The 23,923-nt window shown below is 69.2% G+C and carries 21 protein-coding genes; 16 read left to right on the top strand and 5 right to left on the bottom strand.

The window, feature by feature from the left end; all coding sequences use genetic code 11:
• Positions 1-32: 32 nt before the first annotated feature.
• The 4 genes from BUR99_RS05580 to BUR99_RS05565 all read left to right on the top strand — a co-directional run bounded on the left by BUR99_RS05580 (position 33) and on the right by BUR99_RS05565 (position 2,535).
• Positions 33-668 (top strand): CDP-alcohol phosphatidyltransferase family protein, encoded by a 636-nt coding sequence (locus BUR99_RS05580; RefSeq protein WP_074259276.1) that lies wholly within the window; start codon positions 33-35, stop codon positions 666-668.
• On the top strand, positions 658-1,176 hold the full coding sequence (locus tag BUR99_RS05575) for an FHA domain-containing protein (protein ID WP_074259275.1): 519 nt from the start codon (positions 658-660) through the stop codon (positions 1,174-1,176). Before BUR99_RS05580 ends, BUR99_RS05575 begins: the two co-directional genes overlap by 11 nt.
• Positions 1,173-1,868 (top strand): transcriptional regulator FtsR, encoded by a 696-nt coding sequence (gene ftsR / locus BUR99_RS05570; protein ID WP_074259274.1) that lies wholly within the window; start codon positions 1,173-1,175, stop codon positions 1,866-1,868. Before BUR99_RS05575 ends, ftsR begins: the two co-directional genes overlap by 4 nt.
• Before the next feature lie 112 nt (positions 1,869-1,980).
• On the top strand, positions 1,981-2,535 hold the full coding sequence (locus BUR99_RS05565; RefSeq protein WP_074259273.1) for a MerR family transcriptional regulator: 555 nt from the start codon (positions 1,981-1,983) through the stop codon (positions 2,533-2,535).
• A gap of 161 nt (positions 2,536-2,696) precedes the next feature.
• On the opposite strand, the gene BUR99_RS05560 is transcribed toward BUR99_RS05565, so the two are convergent.
• Positions 2,697-3,530, bottom strand: coding sequence for a ParA family protein (locus BUR99_RS05560; protein WP_074259272.1), 834 nt, complete (start codon positions 3,528-3,530; stop codon positions 2,697-2,699).
• 75 nt (positions 3,531-3,605) lie between these two features.
• On the opposite strand from BUR99_RS05560, the gene BUR99_RS05555 reads away from it, so the two are divergent.
• From BUR99_RS05555 to def, 3 genes are all read left to right on the top strand, one after another.
• Complete coding sequence (locus BUR99_RS05555) at positions 3,606-7,010, top strand: pyruvate carboxylase (RefSeq protein WP_074259271.1); 3,405 nt, start codon at positions 3,606-3,608, stop codon at positions 7,008-7,010.
• Between the two features lie 72 nt (positions 7,011-7,082).
• Complete coding sequence (locus BUR99_RS05550; RefSeq protein WP_234980740.1) at positions 7,083-8,474, top strand: MinD/ParA family ATP-binding protein; 1,392 nt, start codon at positions 7,083-7,085, stop codon at positions 8,472-8,474.
• A 12-nt stretch (positions 8,475-8,486) separates the two neighbouring features.
• A complete protein-coding gene (def, locus tag BUR99_RS05545) occupies positions 8,487-8,975 on the top strand; it encodes a peptide deformylase (RefSeq protein WP_074259270.1) in 489 nt (162 codons plus the stop codon).
• 63 nt (positions 8,976-9,038) lie between these two features.
• Here the strand turns inward: def and BUR99_RS05540 are convergent, their stop codons facing one another.
• Positions 9,039-10,871, bottom strand: a complete 1,833-nt coding sequence (locus BUR99_RS05540; RefSeq protein ID WP_074259269.1) for an AMP-dependent synthetase/ligase — start codon at positions 10,869-10,871, stop codon at positions 9,039-9,041.
• A 152-nt stretch (positions 10,872-11,023) separates the two neighbouring features.
• Here BUR99_RS05540 and BUR99_RS05535 point away from each other — a divergent pair, with 152 nt between their 5' ends.
• From BUR99_RS05535 to BUR99_RS05525, 3 genes are all read left to right on the top strand, one after another.
• The gene (locus tag BUR99_RS05535; protein WP_074259268.1) at positions 11,024-11,980 is read left to right on the top strand and encodes an ROK family glucokinase; all 957 of its coding nucleotides are present in this window, start codon (positions 11,024-11,026) and stop codon (positions 11,978-11,980) included.
• A 50-nt stretch (positions 11,981-12,030) separates the two neighbouring features.
• Positions 12,031-12,720 (top strand): lysophospholipid acyltransferase family protein, encoded by a 690-nt coding sequence (locus BUR99_RS05530; protein ID WP_074259267.1) that lies wholly within the window; start codon positions 12,031-12,033, stop codon positions 12,718-12,720.
• Between the two features lie 123 nt (positions 12,721-12,843).
• Positions 12,844-14,172, top strand: a complete 1,329-nt coding sequence (locus tag BUR99_RS05525) for a class II 3-deoxy-7-phosphoheptulonate synthase (protein WP_143231514.1) — start codon at positions 12,844-12,846, stop codon at positions 14,170-14,172.
• A 112-nt stretch (positions 14,173-14,284) separates the two neighbouring features.
• Here BUR99_RS05525 and pknB read toward each other — a convergent pair whose 3' ends face one another.
• Both pknB and BUR99_RS05515 read right to left on the bottom strand, forming a co-directional pair.
• The gene (gene pknB / locus BUR99_RS05520; RefSeq protein WP_074259265.1) at positions 14,285-16,210 is read right to left on the bottom strand and encodes a Stk1 family PASTA domain-containing Ser/Thr kinase; all 1,926 of its coding nucleotides are present in this window, start codon (positions 16,208-16,210) and stop codon (positions 14,285-14,287) included.
• Positions 16,211-16,300: 90 nt separating this feature from the next.
• Positions 16,301-17,563 carry a muramidase family protein gene (locus BUR99_RS05515; protein ID WP_234980739.1) on the bottom strand — a complete coding sequence of 421 codons (1,263 nt, stop codon included), beginning with the start codon at positions 17,561-17,563 and terminating at the stop codon, positions 16,301-16,303.
• 178 nt (positions 17,564-17,741) lie between these two features.
• Between BUR99_RS05515 and BUR99_RS05510 the strand changes: the two genes are divergently transcribed.
• Positions 17,742-18,080, top strand: a complete 339-nt coding sequence (locus tag BUR99_RS05510) for an Rv2175c family DNA-binding protein (RefSeq protein WP_074259504.1) — start codon at positions 17,742-17,744, stop codon at positions 18,078-18,080.
• Positions 18,081-18,117: 37 nt separating this feature from the next.
• Here BUR99_RS05510 and BUR99_RS05505 read toward each other — a convergent pair whose 3' ends face one another.
• Complete coding sequence (locus BUR99_RS05505) at positions 18,118-19,230, bottom strand: polyprenyl synthetase family protein (protein ID WP_074259264.1); 1,113 nt, start codon at positions 19,228-19,230, stop codon at positions 18,118-18,120.
• A 74-nt stretch (positions 19,231-19,304) separates the two neighbouring features.
• Between BUR99_RS05505 and BUR99_RS05500 the strand changes: the two genes are divergently transcribed.
• The 5 genes from BUR99_RS05500 to BUR99_RS05480 all read left to right on the top strand — a co-directional run bounded on the left by BUR99_RS05500 (position 19,305) and on the right by BUR99_RS05480 (position 23,917).
• Entirely contained in the window at positions 19,305-19,694 is a 390-nt protein-coding gene (locus BUR99_RS05500; RefSeq protein ID WP_074259263.1) for a DUF3040 domain-containing protein, read from the top strand.
• A 309-nt stretch (positions 19,695-20,003) separates the two neighbouring features.
• A complete protein-coding gene (gene mraZ / locus BUR99_RS05495) occupies positions 20,004-20,435 on the top strand; it encodes a division/cell wall cluster transcriptional repressor MraZ (RefSeq protein WP_056651561.1) in 432 nt (143 codons plus the stop codon).
• Positions 20,436-20,538: 103 nt separating this feature from the next.
• Positions 20,539-21,492: a 16S rRNA (cytosine(1402)-N(4))-methyltransferase RsmH gene (gene rsmH, locus BUR99_RS05490; RefSeq protein WP_074259262.1), complete on the top strand. Its 954-nt coding sequence runs from the start codon at positions 20,539-20,541 to the stop codon at positions 21,490-21,492.
• Complete coding sequence (locus BUR99_RS05485) at positions 21,489-22,079, top strand: cell division protein FtsL (protein WP_074259261.1); 591 nt, start codon at positions 21,489-21,491, stop codon at positions 22,077-22,079. The genes rsmH and BUR99_RS05485 overlap by 4 nt, the downstream gene beginning before the upstream one ends.
• Positions 22,080-22,108: 29 nt before the next feature.
• Complete coding sequence (locus tag BUR99_RS05480) at positions 22,109-23,917, top strand: peptidoglycan D,D-transpeptidase FtsI family protein (protein WP_074259260.1); 1,809 nt, start codon at positions 22,109-22,111, stop codon at positions 23,915-23,917.
• Positions 23,918-23,923 lie beyond the last annotated feature (6 nt).

Genomic DNA, 23,923 nt, shown 5'->3' with positions numbered 1-23,923 from the left:
GGCGGCATTCTACGGATCGATAGGATCGGAACGTGGCTGGGGAACGCTCGGGGGAGGTCGGTTCGGAGATCTGGACGATCCCGAACATCCTCAGCATGCTCCGGCTGGCACTCGTTCCGGTCTTCCTGATCTTCATCGTGCGCGGCGACTACATGGTCTCGCTCGTCGTGCTCGTCGTCGCGAGCCTCTCCGACCTGCTCGACGGCTACCTCGCCCGCCGACTCGGCCAGGTGACCCGTCTCGGGCAGTTGCTCGATCCCGCCGCCGACCGGCTGTACATCTTCGCCGCGCTCGTGGGCCTCGCAGCCCAGGGACTCGTGCCCTGGTTCATCGTCATCGTCATCGTCGCCCGTGACGTCTTCCTGCTCGCCCTCGGCGTAGTGCTCGCCAACCACGGATTCGGGCCGCTGCCCGTGCATCAGCTCGGCAAGGTCGCGACGTTCGCGCTGTTCTTCGGCTTGCCGGTGATCATGCTCGGACTCGCATTCCCCGCCGTCGCCGCCATCAGTCAGCCGATCGGCTGGGCGATCACCCTCTGGGGTGCATTCCTGTACTGGTGGGCGGGTGTCATCTACGCGATCGAGACCGCCCGCGTCATCCGCATTCCGCGGGTGGCAGACGAGCCTCGATCGGATACGCTGGAACAGGGAGGTCAATGTGGCGGATAGCGACAACACTCAGGCCGGCAGTGCCGAGACCGGGAGCGAGCCTTCGACGACCACGTCGACGCACGCTGCGGTCGACGGGGCGACCGATACGACCATCGGCTTCAGCCGAGAGGCGGCCGCACAGCTGAGCGCGCTCGACGCCGACGTCACGGCCGAAGAGCAGGAGGCGATCGCCGCTCTGCCATCGGGTTCCGCGTTGCTCATCGTGCGTCGTGGGCCGAACAGCGGGGCGCGTTTCCTGCTCGACACCGACGTGACCGTCGTGGGTCGTCATCCCGACGCCGACATCTTCCTCGACGACGTGACGGTCTCCCGCAAGCATGCGGAGTTCGTGCGGCACCGCTCGGCGTTCGAGGTCCGCGACCTCAGCTCGCTGAACGGCACCTACTTCGACGGAGTGCGCATCGAGAAGGCGCTCCTGAGCGATGGTGCAGAGGTGCAGATCGGCAAGTTCCGACTCACGTTCTACGCCTCGCGGCGCGACCTGGCTCCGGTGGCGAGCGAATAGTGGCAGCTCCCGCTGCGTCCACGCGCGCGAGCGGCCAGGCGCCACTGCTGGGCATCGGTCAGGTGCTGGCACGGCTTCAGCCAGAGTTCCCCGAGCTCACGCCTTCGAAGCTGCGGTTCCTCGAAGAACAACGTCTCGTCGCCCCCGCCCGTACCGCGGCCGGCTACCGGAAGTTCTCGACGGCCGATGTCGAGCGCATCACGGTCGTGCTCTCCATGCAGCGCGACCAGTATCTGCCGCTCAAGGTGATCCGCACGCACCTCGAGGCGATCGACGCGGGTGAGACCCCGGCATTGCCCGGCGCCACCAGCGCTGCCGCGTTCCTCGCGGGCGCGCGCAGGTTCCGGCGCGATGAACTCATCGCGGAGGCCAAGGCGACGGCCGCACTGCTCGACGATGCGGTGTCGGCGTCGCTGCTGCCGGCGGCCGAGTACTACGGCGACGAGGCGCTCGGGGTGCTCCGCTCGCTCGTCGCCCTCCGGGCCGTGGGCATCGAACCGCGCCACCTCCGCGGCGTACGCGCAGCGGCCGAACGCGAAGCCGCGCTCGTGGAGCGGGCGATCGCGCCGTCACGACGAGCGGATGCCGCCGACAAGGCTCGAGCCGCGGAGCGCGGCCTCGAGCTCGCGGAGCATCTCGAGGCCGTGCATGCGAGTGTCGTTCGGGCCTCGCTCGGCCGTCTCACGCGATGATCTCGCGACACGCCGTGACGTTCGGCCGGATGTGTTCGACAGAGCCTGCCGCCCTCGGTAGCGTGGGACTCGCGCCGACGAGGTGCCGACGCGAGAGTGAGGGGCGGAACGGATGAGTGAGCTCGACCGGACTCCACGCTCGCGGTACGATCTCGGGTTGCTGTTCACCGATGGCATGCCCGAGCACGACGATGCAACGGGGTATCGCGGTGCGGTCGCGGCGCGTGCCGCGGGCATCAGCTACCGCCAGCTCGACTACTGGGCGCGCACGCAGCTCGTCGAGCCCACCGTGCGCAGCGCGGCCGGCTCCGGCTCGCAGCGGCTCTACGGATTCCGCGACATCCTCGTCTTGAAGCTCGTGAAGCGACTGCTCGACACCGGCATCTCCCTGCAGCAGATCCGTACCGCGGTGACCCAGTTGCGCGAAGCCGGCATCGACGACCTCGCCCAGACGACGCTCATGAGCGACGGCGCGAGTGTCTACCTCTGCACGTCCGACGACGAGGTCATCGACCTCGTCAACCGAGGTCAGGGCGTGTTCGGCATCGCAGTGGGCAAGGTGCTTCGCGAGGTGGAGTCGACGCTCGTCGAGATCGGTACGCAACCGGCCGACCCCATGGACGAACTCGCCGCGCGCCGCGGCGTGCGCTCGCGCAAGATCTCCTGAGTCCCGCCCCGCGCGGCTGACGCGTCGGCAGGATCAGTCATTGTCGTGCGTGGACGACCGGCGCCGCCCTCGTGTCCGGCTCGGAGGGTTCGGATCGTTCGGTCGTTGCCGTCGCGCCGTCTCCGCGCGCGTGGGCTGCGATCGCCGACCGCCCGCTGCGGTCAGGCGGTCGGAGTCGGAGCCTCGAGCGGCAAGCCGGCGAACTCGCCGATGCGGGCCGTGCGCAGCACTCGCTCGAGCAGCTGGTCGAAGTTCGACGACATCTCTTCGGCGCTCTCGCCGGGCCACATGTGCAGCGGCTTCGCGGCGCCCTGCGCCTGCTGGAGCGACGTGCGCTCGGGCAGTTGCGGGGAGAGCACGAGCGGGCCGAACATGTCGCGCAGCTCCTTGATGCGGAACTGGTGCTCGAGCGACTGCACTCGAGCACGGTTCACGATGATGCCGAGCGGCTGGAGTCGCGGCGAGAGGCCGCGCCGGATCTCCTCGATGGCGCGGAGTGCGCGGTCGGCCGCCGCGACGGAGAACAGCCCCGGCTCGGTCACGACGGCGACGCGGTCGCTCGCGGCCCATGCCGTGCGGGTCAGCGCGTTCAGCGACGGCGCGCAGTCGATGAGCACGAGCTCGTAGTCGGCCTCGACGTTGGCGAGCGCCTCTTCGAGCTTCCAGATGTCGCGGATCGACGGATGCGGTCCGTCGAAGTTGATCGCCGACGGGCTGCCGATCATGACATCGATCGTCGACTGCGGGTTCGAACGCGCCCAGCCGCTCGGAGCGATCGCCGAGCGCACGATCTTCTCCTTGGGGGAGGCGAGCACGTCGGCGACGTTGAGATGGCCGGCGACCTGGATGTCCATGCCGGTCGAGACGTCGGACTGGGGATCGAGATCGACCACGAGGGTGCGGACGCCGCGCGCGAACGCAGCCGACGCCAGCCCGAGGGTGACGGTGGTCTTGCCGACACCGCCCTTGAGAGAACTGACGCTGAGTACGTGCACGAACAGATACGTTACCTTTACTACTCGGGCGATACCTAAACGTTCGCTGTGGGGAATCCAGTCTGAAAGGTCTGCATGTTCACGAAGATCCTGGTTGCCAATCGCGGCGAGATCGCCATTCGAGCGTTCCGAGCCGCCGTCGAACTCGGTGCGAAGACGGTCGCGGTGTATCCGTTCGAAGACCGCAACTCCCTGCACCGGCTGAAGGCCGACGAGGCGTACCAGATCGGTGAGCCCGGGCACCCCGTGCGCGCCTACCTCGATGTCACCGAGATCATCCGCGTGGCGAAGCTGTCGGGCGCCGACGCGATCTACCCGGGCTACGGATTCCTCTCCGAGAACCCTGAGCTCGCACAGGCCGCGGAGGCCGCGGGCATCACCTTCATCGGCCCGCCCAAGCGCGTGCTCGAGATGGCGGGCAACAAGGTCACGGCGAAGGAGCACGCGATCGCAGCGGGCGTGCCCGTGCTGAAGTCGACGCCGCCGTCGCGCGACATCGACGAGCTCGTGGCCCAGGCCGACGAGGTCGGCTTCCCGATCTTCGCCAAGGCCGTCGCGGGCGGCGGCGGTCGCGGCATGCGCCGCGTGGCGACGAAGGACGACCTGCGCGCGGCGCTCGAAGAGGCCATGCGCGAGGCCGACAGCGCGTTCGGCGACCCGACCATGTTCCTCGAGCAAGCGGTGCTGCGGCCCCGCCACATCGAGGTCCAGGTGCTGGCGGATGCCTCGGGCGAGACCGTGCACCTGTTCGAGCGCGACTGCTCGGTGCAGCGCCGCCACCAGAAGGTCATCGAGATCGCTCCGGCCCCGAACCTCTCCGACGAGGTGCGGCAGTCGCTCTACCGCGACGCGATCGCGTTCGCGAAGTCGATCGGCTACGTCAACGCCGGCACCGTCGAGTTCCTGCTCGACACCGCCGGCGAGCGGGCCGGCGAGCACGTGTTCATCGAGATGAACCCGCGCATCCAGGTCGAGCACACGGTCACCGAAGAGGTCACCGACGTCGACCTCGTCGTCTCCCAGATCCGCATCGCCGCCGGGGAGTCGCTCGCCGACCTCGGCCTGCATCAGGACTCGATCCGGCTCCGCGGCGCCGCCCTCCAGTGCCGCATCACGACCGAGGACCCGACGGCCGGGTTCCGCCCCGACACGGGCAAGATCACCACCTATCGCTCGCCGGGCGGCGCCGGCATCCGCCTCGACGGCGGCACGATCAACCCGGGCGCCCAGATCAGCCCGCACTTCGATTCGATGCTCGCCAAGCTCACCTGCCGTGGGCGCGACTATCCGGCTGCGGTCGCCCGCGCGAAGCGCGCCCTCGCCGAGTTCCGCATCCGCGGCGTCTCGACGAACATCCCGTTCCTGCAGGCCGTGCTCGAAGACCCCGCGTTCGTCGCCGGCGACCTCAGCACCTCGTTCATCGACGAGCGTCCGCAGCTGCTGCGCGGCCGCGTCTCGAAGGACCGCGGCACCAAGATCCTCAACTGGCTCGCGGATGTCACGGTGAACCAGCCGAACGGACCGGCGCCGACGACCGTCAGCCCCGCCGAGAAGCTGCCCGCCATCGACCTCTCGTCGCCGGCGCCGGCGGGCTCGCGTCAGCGCCTCCTCGAACTCGGCCCGAAGGGCTTCGCCACCGCGCTGCGTGCGCAGACGCCGCTCGCCGTGACCGAGACCACGTTCCGCGACGCGCACCAGTCGCTGCTCGCGACCCGCGTGCGCACCCGCGACCTCGTGGCCGTCGCGCCCTACGTGGCCCGGATGACTCCCGAACTGCTCTCGGTCGAGGCGTGGGGCGGTGCGACGTACGACGTCGCTCTCCGCTTCCTCGGCGAAGACCCGTGGGAGCGCCTCGCTGCCCTTCGTGAGGCCCTGCCGAACATCAACATCCAGATGCTGCTCCGCGGACGCAACACGGTCGGCTACACGCCGTACCCGACCGAGGTGACCGACGCGTTCGTGCGCGAGGCCGCCTCGACCGGCGTCGACATCTTCCGCATCTTCGACGCGCTCAACGACGTCTCGCAGATGCGTCCGGCCATCGATTCGGTGCTCTCGACCGGCCACGCGGTGGCCGAGGTTGCGTTGTGTTACACGGGCGATCTGCTCGATCCGGCCGAAGATCTGTACACGCTCGACTACTACCTGTCGCTCGCCGAGCAGATCGTCGACGCCGGGGCGCACGTGCTCGCCATCAAGGACATGGCCGGCCTCCTGCGTCCTACGGCCGCTGAGAAGCTCGTCGGGGCGCTCCGGGAGCGATTCGACGTTCCCGTGCACCTGCACACGCACGACACCGCAGGCGGCCAGCTGGCGACGCTCCTGGCCGCGAGCCGCGCCGGCGTCGACGCCGTCGACGTCGCGAGCGCGCCCATGGCAGGCACCACCAGCCAGCCCTCGGCGTCGTCGCTCGTCGCCGCCCTCGCGCACACCGAGCGCGACACAGGGATCTCGCTCGACGCGGTCACCGACCTCGAGCCGTACTGGGAGGCCGTGCGCCGCCTGTACCGTCCGTTCGAGTCGGGCCTGCCCGGCCCCACGGGCCGCGTGTACCACCACGAGATCCCCGGTGGTCAGCTCTCGAACCTCCGTCAGCAGGCGATCGCGCTCGGCCTCGCCGACGACTTCGAGCTCATCGAGGACATGTACGCCGCGGCCGACCGGATCCTCGGCCGGGTGCCGAAGGTCACGCCGTCGTCGAAGGTGGTCGGCGACCTCGCCCTGCACCTCGCCGCCGTCAAGGCCGACCCCGACGACTTCGCGGCGAACCCCGAGAAGTACGACGTGCCCGACTCGGTGATCGGCTTCATGGCCGGTGAGCTGGGCGATCTGCCCGGCGGATGGCCCGAGCCGTTCCGCACGAAGGTGCTGGCGGGCAAGGACATCCGCATCGGCGTGACCGAGCTCACCGTCGAGCAGCGCGAGGCCCTCGAGGCCGACAGCGCGACCCGGCGGGCGACGCTGAACGCGTTGCTCTTCCCGGCCCCGACCCGCCAGTACGAGCAGATCCGCGAGCTGTTCGGCGACCTCTCGGTCGTCGACACCGCCGACTACCTGTACGGCCTGCGTCAGGGCGCCGAGCACGTCGTGGAGATCGCGACGGGCGTGCGGCTCTACGCCGGCCTCGAGGCGATCGGCGAGGCCGACGACAAGGGCATGCGCACGGTCATGACGATCCTGAACGGGCAGCTCCGTCCGGTCTTCGTGCGCGATCGCTCGATCGTCGTCGAGACCCGCGCGGCCGAGAAGGCGGATGCCTCGCAGCCCGGTCAGATCGCGGCGCCGTTCTCCGGCGTCGTGACCCTCCAGGTCGAGGCCGGTGCCGAGATCTCCGCAGGCCAGAGCGTCGCCTCCATCGAGGCGATGAAGATGGAGGCCGCCATCACCTCGCCGATCGCCGGTGTGGTCGAGCGCGTCGCGATCCCCAAGACGCAGCAGGTCGAGGCGGGTGACCTGCTCGTCGTGGTACGCCCGCGATAACGGGTGCGCCCGCGTTCGAAGGCGCGCCCGCGATAGGCTGGGAGCGGTTGGCACTGATGAGGAGGGGTATCGGTGACTGAAGACAAGTTCGATGATGACGCGGCGTCGCGCTTGGGGGCGGGCGCACGCACGTCCGCACTCGACCGCGGGCGCCGATCGACGGCACCCGGCGCGCATTCGGCCGACGACGCCGCGGCGAACCCGAGCGTTCGGGTCGACCTGCCACCGGCGCCGGTGCACGAGATGCCCGACGACGAGGTCGCCGTGGCGATCGACGACATCGCGGTGAACCCCGGCAGCCTCGTCGGCGGCGGCAGCAGCACGACCTCGGTCGAGGTCATCACCCCGGCTCTGGCCGGTGCCGGCTACCGGGGCGGTTCGCGCCGTGAGCCGTCGCCCTACAGTGCGCTGCTCGCCTCCGACGCGTCGAAGACCCGGCGCGAGCGCGTGAGCACCGACACCGGCAGCCATGTCGCCATCGTCGACGTCCCCGGCGACCCTGCGCTGCCGGCCGAGGTTCCCGAGACCGCGGACTCGCTCACCGCCGACCGGCTCATCGACCTGAACCGCACGACCCGGCCGGCGCCGCAGGGCGGCTTCAACCGGCTCGTCTACGAGGCCTCACTGCACCTCGTGAACCTCGGCGACTCGCCGAAGGTGCAGGCCTACAAGGCGATGAGCCAGCGCATCCAGCGGCGATTCGAGGGCGGCGCACGATTCGTGCCCGTGCTCACGCGCAAGGGCGGCGTCGGCAAGACGACGATCACCGCGCTCCTCGGCATGGCTCTCGCCGATGCCCGCGACGACCGCATCATCGCGATCGACGCCAACCCCGACCGCGGCACCCTCGCCGAGCGCGTCGACCGGCAGACCCGCGAGACGGTGCGCGACGTCGTGGCGAAGGCATCGTCGATCGGCGGCTACACCGACTTCTCGCGCTTCGTCTCGCGCGATGAGACGCGACTCGACATCCTCGCGTCCGACACCGATCCGACCCTCTCCGAGGCGTTCGACGACAACGACTACAACGTCGTCGCCGGCCTCGCGGCGCGGTACTACTCGATCGTGCTTACCGACTGCGGCACGGGCATCGTGCACTCGGTCATGCGGGCGACGCTGCAGCGCGCCGACTCCGTCGTGATCGTGTCGGGCGGCAGTGTCGACGAGGCGCGCCTGGCGTCCGAGACGCTGACGTGGCTCGAGGCCAACGGCTACGGCGAGCTCGTGCGCAACGCGGTCGTCGCGATCAACCTGGCCACGCAGGGCACGCACCTCGTGAAGGTCGACGAGATCGAAGCGCACTTCCAATCGAGGGTGCGCGAGATCGTTCGCATTCCCTACGACCCCCAGCTCGCCGCAGGTTCCGTCGTGAACTGGCACGAGCTGCGACCCGTCACCCAGCACGCGGCTCGAGAGCTCGCCGCGCTCGTGGTGGAAGGCATGCCCGCCGAGCGCGAGCACTGAAACGGAGAACCCTTGCCCGAACGCCCCATTCGCCTGTTCGGCGACCCCGTCTTGAAGACCGTCTCCGCCCCCGTCGAACAGGTCGACGATCGCGTGCGCGGGCTCGTCGCCGATCTGCTCGACAGCGTCAGGCTGCCCGGTCGTGCCGGCGTCGCGGCGTCCCAGATCGGCGTGAACCTGCGCGCGTTCAGCTACAACGTCGACGGCGAGGTCGGGTACATCCTGAACCCCGAGCTCGAGGTCTCAGGCGAGCAGGAACTCATCGACGAGGGATGCCTCTCGGTGCCGGGCCTCTGGCACAAGACGCCGCGGCATCCGTTCGCTCGAGTGCGGGGCATCGACCTCGACGGCAACGAGATCGAGCTGTCGGGCACCGGTCTCATGGCGCAGGCGCTGCAGCACGAGACCGACCACCTCGACGGACTCCTCTACCTCGACCGACTCGAGAAGGCGGAACGCCGCCTCGCGATGAAAGAGGTGCGCGAGTCGGACTGGTTCTGAGTCCCGACCGCATGACGAAAGGCCCCGCGGAATCCGCGGGGCCTTCGTTCATGTGCGAACGGCTCAGTGCACGATCGAGTGGCCCTCGGTCGCCGGGGCGCCGGAGTACATCGCCTCGATGTTCGGGCTGAAGTCCTCGAGGATGATGTTGCGCTTGATGCTGAGCTTCGGCGTCAGGTGGCCGCTGGCCTCGGTGAGCTCGGTCGAGAGGATGGTGAACTTGCGGATCGACTCCGCACGCGAGACCGTCTCGTTGGCGGCGTCGATGGCACGCTGCACCTCGGCGAGCACCGCCGGGTTGACGGTGGCCTCCTCGATCGTCATGCCGGCGTCTTCGCCGTTGTTGTTGAGCCACACCGGGAGCATCTCGGGGTCGAGCGTGACGAGCGCCGAGATGAACGGCTTCTTGTCGCCGACGACGACGACCTGACCGACGAGCGGGTTCGCGCGAATGGGGTCTTCGAGGGCGGCGGGGGAGACGTTCTTTCCACCGGCGGTGACGATGATCTCCTTCTTGCGGCCCGTGATGGTCAGGAACCCGTCGGCGTCGAAGGAGCCGATGTCACCCGTCTTGAACCATTCGCCGTCGAACGCCTCTGCCGTGGCCTCGGGGTTCTTCCAGTACTCCTTGAAGATGTCGATGCCCTTGATCTGCACCTCGCCGTCGTCGGCGAGTCGGACCGAGACGCCGGGAAGCGTGGGCCCGACGGTGCCGATCTTCGACTTGTTCGCCAGGTTCACCGTGGCGGGCGCGGTCGACTCGGTGAGGCCGTAGCCTTCGAGGATCGTGATGCCGAGCGCGTGGTAGAAGTGGCCGAGTCGCGGACCGAGCGGAGCGGAGCCCGACACGGCGTACTTGACGTTGCCGCCCATCGCAGCGCGGAGCTTCGACAGCACGAGCGTGTCGAGCACCTTGAACTTGAGCTTGAGGCCGAGGGGGACCGAGCCGGCCTCCTTCGCCATGGAGTAGGCGACGGCGGTCTCGGCGGCCGCGCGGAAGATCTTGCCCTTGCCGCCGGCTTCGGCCTTCTGCTCGGACGCGTTGTAGACCTTCTCGAACACGCGGGGCACGGCGAGGAGGAAGGTCGGCTTGAAGCTCGCGAGCGAGGGCAGCAGTTGCTTCGTGTCCGCCTGGTGGCCCACCCGCACTCCGGCGTGCACGGAGAGCACCGCGATGAATCGCGCGAACACGTGGGCCGTGGTGATGAAGAGGAGGGTCGACGCGCCGTTGGGGTCGAGCACGACCTCGTCGAGCGCGACCGCGGCATTGCGGGAGAGCTCGACGAAGTTCGAGTGCGTGAGCACGCAGCCCTTGGGCTTGCCGGTCGAGCCCGACGTGTAGATGAGCGTCGCGATGTCTGAGCCGACGGCGAGGTTGCGGCGTCGCTCGATCTCTTCATCGGCCACGTCGGTGCCGCCGGCGGCGAGCTTGTCGAGGTCGCCGAGGTCGATCTGCCAGACGTTGCGGATCGCGGGAAGGTCGGGGTGCACCTCGTCGAACCGGGCGAAGTGGTCGGGGGTCTCGACGATGACCGCGATCGAACCCGAGTCGCTGAGGTTCCAGCGCACCTGCGAGGGCGAGCTCGTCTCGTAGATCGGCACCAGCACGGCGCCCGCGAACCAGGTCGCGAAGTCGATCAGGGTCCACTCGTACCGGGTCTTGCACATCAGGCCGATCTTGTCGCCCGGCTGGATGCCGGCGGCGACGAGGCCCTTTGCGAGGGCGATCACCTGGTCGTAGAACTCCTTCGTCGTCACCGGCGACCAGCCGCCGTCGGCGGTGGGGAGTGAGAACAGCACGGAGTCGGGCGTCGCGGCGACGCGATCGACGAGCAGATCTGTGGTGTTCGCTTCAGGGTCGGCAGCGACCACTGGTGGGGTAGCGAATTCGATCACGGTAGCTCCTTCGGCACCGGGAGGGTTGCACGCGGCTCGGGCACCAGCGCGAACCTCGGCATTGGGGTCGATTACACTCTAGTCGTTGCTCGCGGCCGTCCCAGGTCTCAGCTCCATCACGCTTCGTCCCCCTTCTGAAAGGCAGCCTTCCGGTGCATGCGATCGGTATCGACATCGGTGGAACGAAGATCGCGGGCGCGATCGTCGACCAGCTCGGCAACATCGTCGCCAGCGACCGCGTCCCGACGCCCGCCGGTGATTCGGCGCTCCTCGAGGACGCGGTCGTGCAGATGATCGAGTCCCTCCGCGCTCGCGCAGAAGAGGAGATCGTCGCGATCGGCGTCGCCGCGGCAGGCTTCGTCGATGCGGCGCAGTCAACGGTCTACTACGCACCCAACATCGACTGGCGCAACGAACCGTTCCGCGAGAAGCTCGAGGCCAGGGTCGGCACCGCCGTAGTCGTCGACAACGACGCCAACGCTGCAGGCTGGGCGGAGTTCCGCTTCGGCGCCGGACGTCTCGTGAGCGACATGGTCATGCTCACCATCGGCACCGGCGTCGGCGGCGCGATCGTCGCGGGCGACCGCCTCTTCCGCGGCGGCTTCGGCGCGGGCGCCGAGCTCGGCCACCTGCGCGTCGTTCCCGACGGCCTCGCGTGCGGGTGCGGGCAGCGCGGATGCATCGAGCAGTACGGTTCCGGCCGTGCGCTGCTGCGCATGGCGAACGAGATCGCCGATGCCGGCGGCATCGGGCAGGGCCTCGCGCGCGTGCGATCCGAGCACGGCGAGCTCGACGGCCGGCTCGTCGGCGAGTTGATCGCCGCGGGCGACGCGGGCGCCATCGCGGCCGTGCGGCAGCTCGGGCACTGGCTGGGCCAGGCTGCGGCGAGCCTCTCGGCCGTGCTCGATCCGCAGCGCTTCGTCTTCGGCGGCGGCGTGGCCGTGGCGGGCGAGCTCCTGCTCGAACCGATCCGTGCCGCGTACCTCGACCACCTGCCGGCTCGCGGCTATCACCCCGAGCCCGACTTCGTGATCGCCGAACTCGTCAATGACGCCGGTGTGGTCGGCGCTGCCGACCTCGCCCGCGTGTGGGTCGCCGAGCACGCCTGAGTCCCGCGACGCTAGGCTGAGTCGGTGCTGAAGAGGGAAGGGGGGTTCCGTTGTTCTACTGGATCATGAAGAACCTCGTGATCGGTCCGATCCTCCTCTCGATCTTCCGGCCGTGGGTCGTCGGCCTCGAGAACGTGCCGAAAGAGGGCGCGGTCGTGCTCGCCTCGAACCACCTGTCGTTCATCGACTCGATCTTCCTGCCGCTCATCGTCGACCGCCCGGTCGTCTTCCTCGCCAAGAGCGAGTACTTCACGGGCAAGGGCCTCAAGGGCTGGGCGACGAAGGTCTTCTTCCAGGCGGCCGGCCAGCTGCCGATCGACCGTTCGGGCGGCAAGGCCTCCGAGGCGTCGCTCGAGACCGGTCTCCGGGTGCTCGGCGAGGGCAAGATCCTCGGCATCTACCCCGAGGGCACTCGCAGCCCCGACGGCAAGCTCTACCGCGGGCGCACGGGCGTCGCGCGCATGGTGCTCGAAGCGGGCGTTCCGGTGATCCCCGTCGCGATGATCGGCACCGAGCACGTCATGCCGATCGGCTCGCGACTGCCCAAGGTGCGGCGCATCGGCATCGTCCTCGGCGAGCCGGTGGACTTCAGCCGGTTCGAGGGGCTCGAGGGCGACCGGTTCGTGTTGCGTTCCGTGACGGACGAACTCGTCTACGACCTGCGCGGTCTGAGCGGCCAGGAGTACGTCGATGTGTACGCCAGTTCGGTGAAGGAGAAGCGGGCCGCGCAATCGCGATAGGCTCGTTCCGCGGGGACGCGACGTGCGTCGCCGTTTCTCTTTTCGGCGCCAAGTGCGCCCCGAACCCTCAGGACGTTCCCCGTGGTACAGCTCGTCGAGCCGGTCGTGAATGCAGATCCCTCCGTGATTGCCGGCCTCGACTATTGGCGCACGCTCCCCATCAAGCAGCAGCCGACGTGGCCCGACGTCGAGGCCGCGCACGCGGCATCCGCTGAGCTCGCGACCCTGCCGCCGCTCGTCTTCGCCGGCGAGGTCGACATCCTGCGCGACCGTCTGGCCGCCGCGTCGCGCGGCGAGGCGTTCCTGCTGCAGGGCGGCGACTGCGCCGAGACGTTCGCGGGTGCCACGGCCGACCAGATCCGCAACCGGGTGAAGACGGTGCTGCAGATGGCGGTCGTGCTCACGTACGGCGCGTCGATGCCGGTCGTGAAGATGGGCCGCATGGCGGGCCAGTTCGCCAAGCCCCGTTCGAGCGACACCGAGACCCGCGGCGACGTCACGCTGCCCGCGTACCGCGGCGACATCGTGAACGGCTACGACTTCACCCCCGAGTCGCGTGCGGCCGACCCCGCGCGCCTCATCAAGGGCTACCACACGGCGGCGTCGACGCTGAACCTCATCCGCGCCTTCACGCAGGGCGGGTTCGCCGACCTCCGTCAGGTGCACTCGTGGAACCAGGGATTCGCGGCGAACCCCGCGAACGCCCGCTACGAGAACATGGCGCGCGAGATCGACCGCGCGATCAAGTTCATGGAGGCCTGCGGCGCCGACTTCGAGGCGATCAAGCACACCGAGTTCTACACCGGTCACGAGGGCCTGCTCATGGACTACGAGCGCCCCATGACCCGCATCGACTCGCGCACGGGCACCCCGTACGACACCTCGAGCCACTTCATCTGGATCGGCGAGCGCACCCGTGAGCTCGACGGCGCGCACGTCGACTTCCTCTCGCGTGTGCGCAACCCGATCGGCGTGAAGCTCGGCCCGACGACGACGCCCGAGACGATGCTCGAACTCGTCGAGAAGCTCGACCCGCAGCGCGAGCCGGGTCGACTCACCTTCATCACCCGCATGGGCGCCGGCAAGATCCGCGATGCGCTGCCGCCCCTGCTCGAGGCGATCAAGGCGAGCGACGCCAACCCGCTGTGGGTCACCGACCCCATGCACGGCAACGGCATCACGACCCCAAACGGCTACAAGACGCGTCGCTTCGACGATGTCGTCGACGAGGTCAAGGGCTTCTTCGAGGCCCACCGCGACGCGGGCACGCACCCGGGCGGCATCCACGTGGAGCTCACGGGCGACGACGTCACCGAGTGCCTCGGCGGTTCCGAGCACATCGACGAGGAGACGTTGGCCACCCGGTACGAGTCGCTCTGCGACCCGCGGCTGAACCACATGCAGTCGCTCGAGCTCGCGTTCCTCGTGGCCGAGGAGCTCGCGGCGCGCTGACGCCCGGCACGATCGAGACGCGGAACGGCGGATGCCCCGAGGCATCCGCCGTTCTGCATATGTCCATCCGCCGTCCTGCATATGCATGGACGTGCAGGCAGAGACGGCCTGATCAGAGCGTGAGCTGACCGACGATCGTGATGGTCGATCCGCGCACGATCTTCTCTCCGGCGGGAGGATCCGACGAGGTCACCGTCGCCAGGTCGAGGAAGAGGTCGGGCAGGCTGTAGCTGACCTTGAACTCGGCCTTCTCGAGTTCGGCCTTCGCCTCGGACATGCTCTTGCCGACGATGTTCGGCACCTCGACGAGGTCTTGCCCCTTCGAGAGAGTCAGGTTGATCGTGTCGCCCTGGCGCACGACCTCGGTCGTCGGCTCTGCTGCGATGACGCTGCCGTCGGCGATCTCACCCGAGTTGTCGAACACGGGGTCGAGGTAGTCGAACTGCAGCCCGGCCTGGGTGAGCGCGGCCTCGGCATCGGCGCTGGGCATCGCGATCACATCGGGAATCGGGCCGGCCGAGACCACGAGCGTCAGTTCGCCGAGCTCGGGATACTCGGCGCCGACGGAGGTGCCTTCGGCATCGAGCACGTCGATGACGGTGTCGGCGGGCACGTCATCGGAGAACTGCAGCACGTTCGGCTCCACGACCGTGAAGTCCTTCAGCGTCGTGCGCGCGTCGGCCGACGGCGTGCCTCGAACCTCGGGGACGGGGAGTATCTGCGGGCCCAGTGAGACGAAGAGCGTGACGGTCGAGCCGCGCTGCGCCTGCTCGCCGCCCTCGGGGTCGGTGCCCGACACCTGTCCCTTCGGGATGACGGGGTCGTTGCGTTCGGCCGGCTCGACCGTGAATCCGGCCTTCTCGAGCACGTCGGTCGCGACGGCGGGCGCGAGCTTCGCCGTCTCGGGCACGGGGGCGAGGGCGCCGGGACCCGCGCCGAAGTACCAGCCGGTGCCGGCGGCGAGGCCGGTCAGCAGGAGCACCAGGGCGATGATCCAGTAGCCGCGACGCTTGCGGCGGTCGGCGCTCTTCGCGAGCGCCTCGGTGTCGTCGCCGTCGGATGCCTCGAGGGTCGCCGTCGCCGCGACCGGTGCCGCGCCGGCGCCGAGCACGCGGGTCTCCGCGGTCGCCGCAGCGGCGGGCAGTGCACCGGGCAGCACCATCGTCGCCTGCGTCTGCAGGGGGCGGTGCGACGAGCGGATCCCCGGTTCGACCTCGCGCAGGCGCTCGAGCATCTCGCGGGCATCGTTCGGGCGCGCCTCGGGGTCTCGGTTCGTGGCCCACAGCACGAGCTCGTCGAGCTCCACGGGCACCGCGGGATTCTTCGAGCTCGGCGTCGGTACCTGGTCGTTCGCGTGCTGGTAGGCGATCGCCATCGGCGCCTCGCCGACGTAGGGCTGCTCACCGGTGAGCATCTCGTACATCATGATGCCGACCGCGTAGATGTCGCTGCGGGCATCTGCCACGCCGCGGGTCACGAGCTCGGGGGAGAGGTAGGCGATCGTGCCGAGCAGCGCCTGGCCGGTGGCCGTGTTGGCGCTCGCGGCACGGGCGAGCCCGAAGTCGCCGAGCTTGATGCGGCCGTCGTCGGCGAGCAGCACGTTCTCGGGCTTCAGGTCGCGGTGCACGATGCCCGCCTTGTGCGCGGCGGCGAGACCGGCGAGCACGGCGTCCATGATGTCGACCGTCTGCTCGGGGGTGAGCTTCTTGTAGTCCTTGAGCAGTTCGCGCAGCGTGATGCCGGGCAGGTACTCCATGACGAGGTAGGCCATGTCGGCGTCTTGACCCTGGTCGAACACGTTCACGACGTTCGGGTGCGCGAGGCGTGCTGCCGAACGGGCCTCTTGCACGAAGCGGGTCTTGAAGGTGTTGTCGTCGGCGAGGTGGCCGTGCATGATCTTGATCGCGACGCGGCGCTCGAGGCGCAGGTCGGTCGCGAGGTAGACCGTGGCCATTCCGCCGCGGGCGATCCGGGAGCGCACCTGATAGCGGCCGTCGATGAGACGGCCGATCATGGGGTCGACAGGTGCAGTGGTCACTCTGAGAGTCTACGAAGAGGTATATGCCGGAACCGTTGCAAACGCCGACGGCGCGCCGATCGCAACCCCATCGTTAGCTCGGAGGCCCGGTCAGCCGAGTTCGGAGAGCCAGGCGCGCGCCGAGGCCTCCCACTTCGCGTAGTGGTCGGGGTGCGCGCTCTCCTGCACCGCCTGCGCCGCTTGCGTCACGGTGAGCGATTCCCATCCGGGGATGTCGAGCAGGCCGCGGGTGCGTCCGGCGTTGGGGTTGGCGGCGCCGCCGTAGAACGCCGTCGCGGCTCGCACGGGGTCGAGCACCTCGTCGACGGTGCCCCAGCCCTGGCTCGGTCGTTGCTGGAACAGGCCGAGGGAGTCGAGATCGCCGTACTCGGGATTCTTCAGGCCCGATTCCTGCGCCGCGGCTGCGAGGGCGATGACGATTCCCTGGTCGGGCACACCGAGTGAGCGCCCGACGTCGACGATGATGCGGGCGTTGCCGCGCATCTCGTCCGTGAGGGCGACGCTGACCGAGGCGACGCTGACGACGGCGACCGGTCGAGCGACCCGCAGCACCTGGCCGGCGCGGATCACCGCTGCGGTGTCGAGGCCGTTGATCGCGATGAGTTCCGCGACGTCGAGGTCGTGCCGTGCAGCGATGTCCCAGAGGGTGTCGCCATCGACGACGGTATACGTGTCAGCACTCGACGGCGCCGGCGAAACGGGTGCGGGCGCGGCGGGCGCCGGTGTCGCAGGGGCGGGAGCCGGGGCATCCGTGCCGCCCGGAGGCAGCACGATGGACTGCCCCGGGAAGATCAGGCTCTGCCGGCCGAGCCCGTTGGCGCTCAGCATCTCGTCGAGCGAGACGCCGTGGGCGGCGGCGATGCCGCTCATGGTGTCGCCGGCGACGACCGTGTGCCTGGGGAGTTCGGCGGCGACGGGCTCCGGTGCCGGGGCCGCGGTGCCGCTGCCGGGCAGCGCCAGGCGTTGACCGGGGAAGATCAGGCTCGACCAGCCGAGCCCGTTGAGCGCGAGGATGTCGGCGGTCGCCACGCCGTACCGTTCGGCGATGCTGCTGACCGTGTCGCCATCGCCCACGGTCACTTCGGATGGCACGGACGCGGCGGAGACGGTCGCCGATGCGGCGGCGTGGCGGGCGGGTCCGTCGTTCGAGGCCTTCGCCTTGGGCATGCGCTTGGCCGATTGCGGCGCCGCCTCTGCGGGCTGCGCGATGCCGAGCGTGACCGCGATGGTCGACACGACGGCGAGCGGCAGGGTGATCAGGCGACGGATGCCTCGGCGACGGTCGTCCACGTCGCGTGGACGCCGGCGCGGAAGGTCGATCGGGCCGTTCACGGTCTCGGCCTCATGCGTCATCGTTGCCCCCTTGCGCCCGACTCGGTACTCCCGGGCCCCCGCGGCCACCGTCGCATAGCGTGATGGGGGAGTCAAACACCTCGACGCGAGTCTCCGGAAGCGGGCGGAGGCGGCGCGCGCAGGCGCGTGTCGCGATCGATGGTTCCGCAAGATGCCCGGCTCGTGGCAGTCTTGGTACGTGACCGATGCTGCCGAAACCGACTGGCTGACCGTTCCCGACCTCGTCGAGATGCTCGGGCAGAGCCCGAGCCGCATTCGTCGACTCATCGACGACCGGCACCTGCTCGCCGCGCGCATCGACGGCGTGCTCAAGGTGCCGTCGGTGTTCCTGCGCGACGACGCTCCGCTGCCCGAACTGTACGGAACGGCGAACGTGCTCGCCGACAACGGCTTCACCGATGCCGAGGCGCTCGAGTGGATGCTCGCCGAAGAGGACAGCCTCGGCACGTCGCCGATCGCAGCGCTCCTCGCCGGGCGCAAGGCCGAGGTTCGCCGCGTGGCGCAGGCGCTCGCCTGAACTTCTGAGTCGCTGACCCCTGAGTCGCTGAGCGGCGTCAGCTCGTGCGGCGGGTGACCGCCCGTGCGAGCGAGCCGAGTTCTGCGCGCGCGTCCCTGCTGATCGGTGCGGCTTCGAGTGCCGCCACGGCCGTGGCGACATTCGAGGTGATGAGCGCCTCGACCTCGTCGACGGCGCCGCACTCGCGGATCGTCTGCTGCAGCATCCTGACCTGTTCGGGCGCGAGCTCGGGATCGCCGAGGAGCTCGTCGAGCAGGCGGCGCTGGCCGGGCGCGAGTCGCTCGCGGGCGATCGCGATGAGCATGGTGCGCTTGCCCTCGCGGAGGTCGTCGCCGCTCGGCTTGCCCGTGACCTCGGGGTCGCCGAACACGCCGAGCAGGTCGTCGCGCAACTGGTAGGCGATGCCGAGCGGCAGTCCGAATGCGCGGAGGGAGTCGAACTGCGCGGGGGAGGCGCCGGCGATGGCGCCGCCGATCACGAGCGGCGCCTCGACGCTGTACTTGGCCGACTTGTAGACGATGACTCGTTCGGCGCGGAGGCGCTGCTCGGATTCGGCCTGGCTCCGCCAGGCGCGCTCCTCGAGGATGTCGAGGTACTGACCGGCCGTGACCTCGGTGCGCATGCGCATGAACTCCGAGCGCGCCAGGCGTGCGGCGTCGCGGTCGGGGAGCGCCATGAGTCCCTCGTCGAGCAGTTCGTCGCTCCATCCGAGCAGCAGGTCGCCGAGGAGGATCGCCGATGCGCGACCGAATTCGGGCGACGATCCCGCCCAGCCCGAATCCGCGTGCAGTTGCTCGAAGAGGCGATGCCCCGACGGGGCGCCTCGCCGGGTGTCGGAGTTGTCGATGATGTCGTCGTGCAGCAGGGCCGCGGCGTGGAAGAGCTCGAGTGCGGATGCGGCGGAGACGACGGGGAACCTGTCGCGCCCGCCCTCGGCGGCGAACGGGTCGAACCCGCGCCCTCCGATCGCTTCCCAGCCCCAGTAGCAGAACAGAGCACGGAAGCGCTTGCCTCCGCTGAGAAACCGCCTTGAGAACGCGTCGAGCGGTTCGAGGTCGGGGCTGATCTCGCGGAGAATGGAAGTGCGTTCGGCGAGGAAATCCTCGATGCGTTCGTGCACCAAATCGACCAGTCGGGAACCGTGAGCCACCCGCCTAGCCTAGCGAGGCTGAGCGGGGCTAGAATGGACTCGGATGCGTCGATCCCGAGCCTGAGGGGAATGAGATGCCGCTTTCAGAGCAGGAGCAACGTCTTCTCGAGGAGATGGAGCGCAACCTCTATCGCAATGACGCCGACTTCGTGCAAGCGGTCGGCGGTGTTCGTGGTCGACGACCGAACTACCGGGCCATCGTGCTCGGAGTGCTGCTCGCCGTCGGCGGTGCCGGCGCGCTCATCGCCGGCGTGGCCTCGCAACTCCTCATCATCGGGGTCATCGGCTTCGCCCTCATGTTCGCCGGAGTGCTCGTCGCGATCACCCCGTCCAAGCGCGGCGCTGCAACCGCTGCCCCCGCAGAAGCGCCGGCCGCGAGCCGACGCGGTCGCGGCAGCTCGGGCGGCAGCTTCATGGATCGCATGAACGAGCGTTGGGATCGCCGCCAAGACGGCCAGGGCTGATCCCTCCACTTCACACCACCTGAACGGGTCGATCTTCGGATCGGCCCGTTTTTCGCGTCCCCGGGCGGCTCTCCGCCGTCATGGTCCGGCGCGGCACGCGGCATCCGCTGCCTGAGGCGCTGAATCGCGGCCGCGGTTCGGTGATTTCTGCCCCGATCCCTCCACTCCACTCCACCTGCTGCATCCCTGCATTCACGGCACTTTCGCATGCTCCGACACGCTGAAACGAGCGAATGTCGTTGATCAGTGGATGAGAGTGGAGTAAAGTGGGGTTACCTGGATTCTGGCCGGAGGAAAGGGGGTGGTGCGGTGTTCCTCGGTAGCTATGAACCAAAGCTCGATGAGAAGGGCCGCGTCATTCTTCCGGCGAAATTCCGGGAGGAGCTCTCGAGCGGCCTCGTGCTCACGCGCGGGCAGGAGCACTGCATCTATGTGTTCAGTGCGCGGGAGTTCGAGAGCATGAGCGACAAGATCCGCCAAGCCCCGGTAACGAGCAAGCAGGCGCGCGACTACATGCGCGTCTTCCTCTCGGGGGCTTCCGCGGAGACCCCCGACAAGCAGCATCGCGTCACCATCCCCGCCACGCTCCGCGCCTACGCGGGCCTCGACCGCGACCTCACGGTCATCGGAACGGGCAGCCGGGTGGAGATCTGGGACGCGACGGCATGGGCGAGCTACCTCGCCGAGCAAGAGGCGGCCTTCGCGGACACGGCGGAGGAGGTGATCCCCGGACTCTTCTAGTCCTCGGGCTCCGACCCCCAGCCGGCCGCGCCTGGTGCACTTCCCCGCATCAGGACGAACGGATGGGGATCGGAACCCGAGGCCACGAAGGCAAGGCGGAATCATGGACATCGAACGCATTCACACCCCGGTCATGCTCGAGCGCACGCTCGAGCTCCTGGCACCCGCCCTCGAGGCCGACGGCGCCGTGATGGTCGACGCGACCCTCGGCATGGGCGGCCACACCGCCGCGTTCCTCGAGCGGTTCCCGAAACTCACCGTCATCGGACTCGATCGCGACACCGACGCGCTCGGCATCGCCCGCGAGCGACTCGCGAAGTTCGGCGACCGCGCCCGCTTCGTGCACACGGTCTACGACGGCATCGTCGAGGCCGTTCGCAGCGAGGGGTTCCGCGAGGTGCAGGGCGTGCTCTTCGACCTCGGCGTCTCATCCCTGCAGCTCGACCGCGCCGAGCGCGGCTTCGCCTACTCGAAGGATGCGCCGCTCGACATGCGCATGGACTTCACGAGCGGCCGCACGGCGGCCGACGTGATCGCAGAGGAGAGCGAAGAGGAGCTGCGACGCATCTTCCTCGACTACGGCGAGGAGAAGCTCGCGGCGCGGTACGCCCGGGCGATCGTCCGAGCCAGGGCCGAAGCGCCGATCACGCGCTCGGCCGAACTCGTCGCGGTCATCCAGGCGGCGACGCCGGTGGCCGTGCAGCGTCAGGGGCACCCCGCCAAGCGGGTCTTCCAAGCGCTGCGCATCGAGGTCAACGAAGAGCTCTCCGTGCTCGAGCGGGCGATGCCCGCCGCACTCGACACGATCGCCGTCGGCGGCCGCATCGTCGTGCTGGCGTACCAGTCGCTCGAGGACCGGATCGTCAAGCGATCGCTCGCCGCAGCGTCGAGCTCGTCGGCTCCGGCCGGCCTGCCGATGGAGCTGCCCGAGCACCGCCCCGAGTTCAAGCTCCTCGTGCGAGGCGCCGAACTCGCGAGCGAAGACGAGCAGGCGGAGAACCCGCGGGCCAAGCCCGTGCGGCTTCGAGCCGCTGAGCGGGTTCGGAGGCCGGCATGAGCGCCGTGCAGGCCCAGTCCCTTCCCGCGCCCCGGCGGGTCGGGCCCGAGCGCCCGCAGCGTCGGCTCCGCCCCGCACCCGAGCGGGCTGCCCGGTCGAAGCCGCGGCTCGCCTACGCGGTCATCGCGCTCGGCGGCGTCGCGGTCATCATCGTCGCGCAGCTGCTGCTCTCGATCGCGGTGACGCAGGGCGCATACGAGATCGATGCGCTGCAGATGCAGCAGACCGTGCTCACCCGCGACGAGCAGAAGCTCTCCGAAGACCTCGACCGCGTCGAATCGCCCCAGTTCCTCGCCACGAAGGCCGAGGGGCTCGGCATGGTGCCGAACTCCGACCCGGTCTACCTCCGACTCTCCGACGGTGCCGTGCTCGGCGAGCCGACGGCGGCCGAGGGCGGCGCACGGGCATCCGCTCCGCTCGTCCCGAATGCGCTGATCGACGGCGTGCCGTCGAACGGCAAGGCACAGGCGGGGGAGACTCCGATCGGGGGAACTCCCGGTCAGGCTGAAGGCGCAGCATCCGAGGCTCCTGCAGGGGCTCCGGCGGCGCCCGTCGACGGCGGACTGCCGACGCCCGCCACGCACTGACCGTTCGACCGCTTGCGAGGACCCACTCGATGAACCGCACCAGCCGCCACCCGATGCGGCGGATCCTGCTCTCCGCTGCAGTGCTCCTGGCCCTGGTCGGCGTCTTCGTCGTCCGCCTCGTCGACATCCAGATCGTGCGCGCGGCCGAGCTCAACGAGCAGGCGCAGGACGCGCGTTCGGAGCCGGTCACCGTCTACGGCGCGCGCGGCGACATCGTCGACACGAACGGAAAGGTGCTCGCCGACAGCGTGATGCGCTACGACATCGCGCTCTCGCCCAAGCAGGCGACCAAGGGAGACGTGGTGCGCGAGGTGCCGGATCCCGACGATCCCACGAAGTCGAAAGAGGTCGACGTTCCGCTCGAGCAGATCGCGGCCGAACTCGGCGCGGTGGTCGGGCTCACGGGCGACCAGGTGCAGGGGATCATCAGCGCCGCACTCGCCGACGACCCGAACTCGGACTTCGCCTATGTGGCGAAGCTCGTCGACACCGAGACGTACGAGCAGGTGAAGGCGCTCGACATCCCCTGGGTCGAGCCGTACCAGCATCCGAGCCGGCGATACCCGAACGGTGCCGTCGCCGGCAACCTCGTGGGCTTCATCGACCCGGACGGCGTTCCCGTCGCAGGCCTCGAGCTCTCGGAGGACAAGTGCCTCGCGAGCGAGGACGGCAAGGTCAGCTACCTGCACAGCCTGCAGGACTGGGTGCGGATCCCCGGCACCGAGATCGTGCACAAGCAGGCGCACGACGGCGGCACGCTGAAGCTGACGATCGACACCGACCTCCAGTGGGCCGTGCAGCGCATCGCCGAGGCGCGGGTGCAGGAGACCGGCGCCGAGTGGGCGACCGTGACCGTGATGGAGGCGAAGACCGGGCGTCTGCTCGCCGTGGCGGACGTGCCGACCGTCGATCCGAACAATCCGTCCGCGACCGACGAGGACGATCGAGGATCCCGCTCGTTCACCGCGCCGTTCGAGCCGGGCTCGACGTTCAAGGCGCTCACCGCGGCATCCGTGATCAACGCGGGCCTCGCCGATCCCTTCAGCAAGATCACCGCGCCGTACCGCATCGTGTTCCCCAACGGGGCCAACATCAATGACAGTTCGAGCCACGAGGACCTGCGGCTGACGCTCACCGGTGTGCTGATCGAGTCCTCGAACACGGGGATGTCGCAGTTCGGCGAGCTGATGACCGACCGGGCGCGCTACGACGACATGCTGAAGTTCGGCCTCGGTGCTGAGACCGAGGTCGGCTTCCTCGCCGAGGAGCCCGGCGACCTGCACGGCGACCCCGACGAGGACTGGGACAACCAGACCAAGTACGCCACGATGTTCGGGCAGGGACTCACCACGACGGCGGTGCAGATCGCGAGCGTGTACCAGACCATCGCCAACGACGGTGTGCGCATGCCGGTCACCCTCGTCGACGGTTGCGTCAGCGACGACGGCACCGAGGAGACGACCCCGTCGAAGGGCGAGCGGGTGATCTCCTCCGAAGCCGCACGCGAGACGAGCGAGATGCTCGAGCGCGTCTACCAGGAGGCATGGCTCTCCGACGAATGGAACATCTCGGGCTACCGGGTCGCCGCGAAGACCGGCACGGCCCAGTTCCCCGACGGCGAAGGCGGGTACCGCAAGGAGTACCTCGTGTCGGTCTCGGGGTTCGCCCCGGCCGACGATCCGCAGTTCGTCGTTTCGGTGAGCATCATGAATCCCGTTAAGATGAATTCGTCCGCCGCATCCGCTCCCGTCTTCCAAGAGGTGATGAGCCAGGTGCTGAAGAAGTACCGGACTGTTCCATCCGGCGCCCCGGCGCCCGAGCTGCCAGCCACCTGGTGAGAAAGT

This window comes from Agromyces cerinus subsp. cerinus (assembly GCF_900142065.1).
GTDB lineage: Bacteria > Actinomycetota > Actinomycetes > Actinomycetales > Microbacteriaceae > Agromyces > Agromyces cerinus.
Note: the sequence above shows the minus strand (reverse complement) of the source record. Positions and strands in the feature narration are given on the sequence as shown.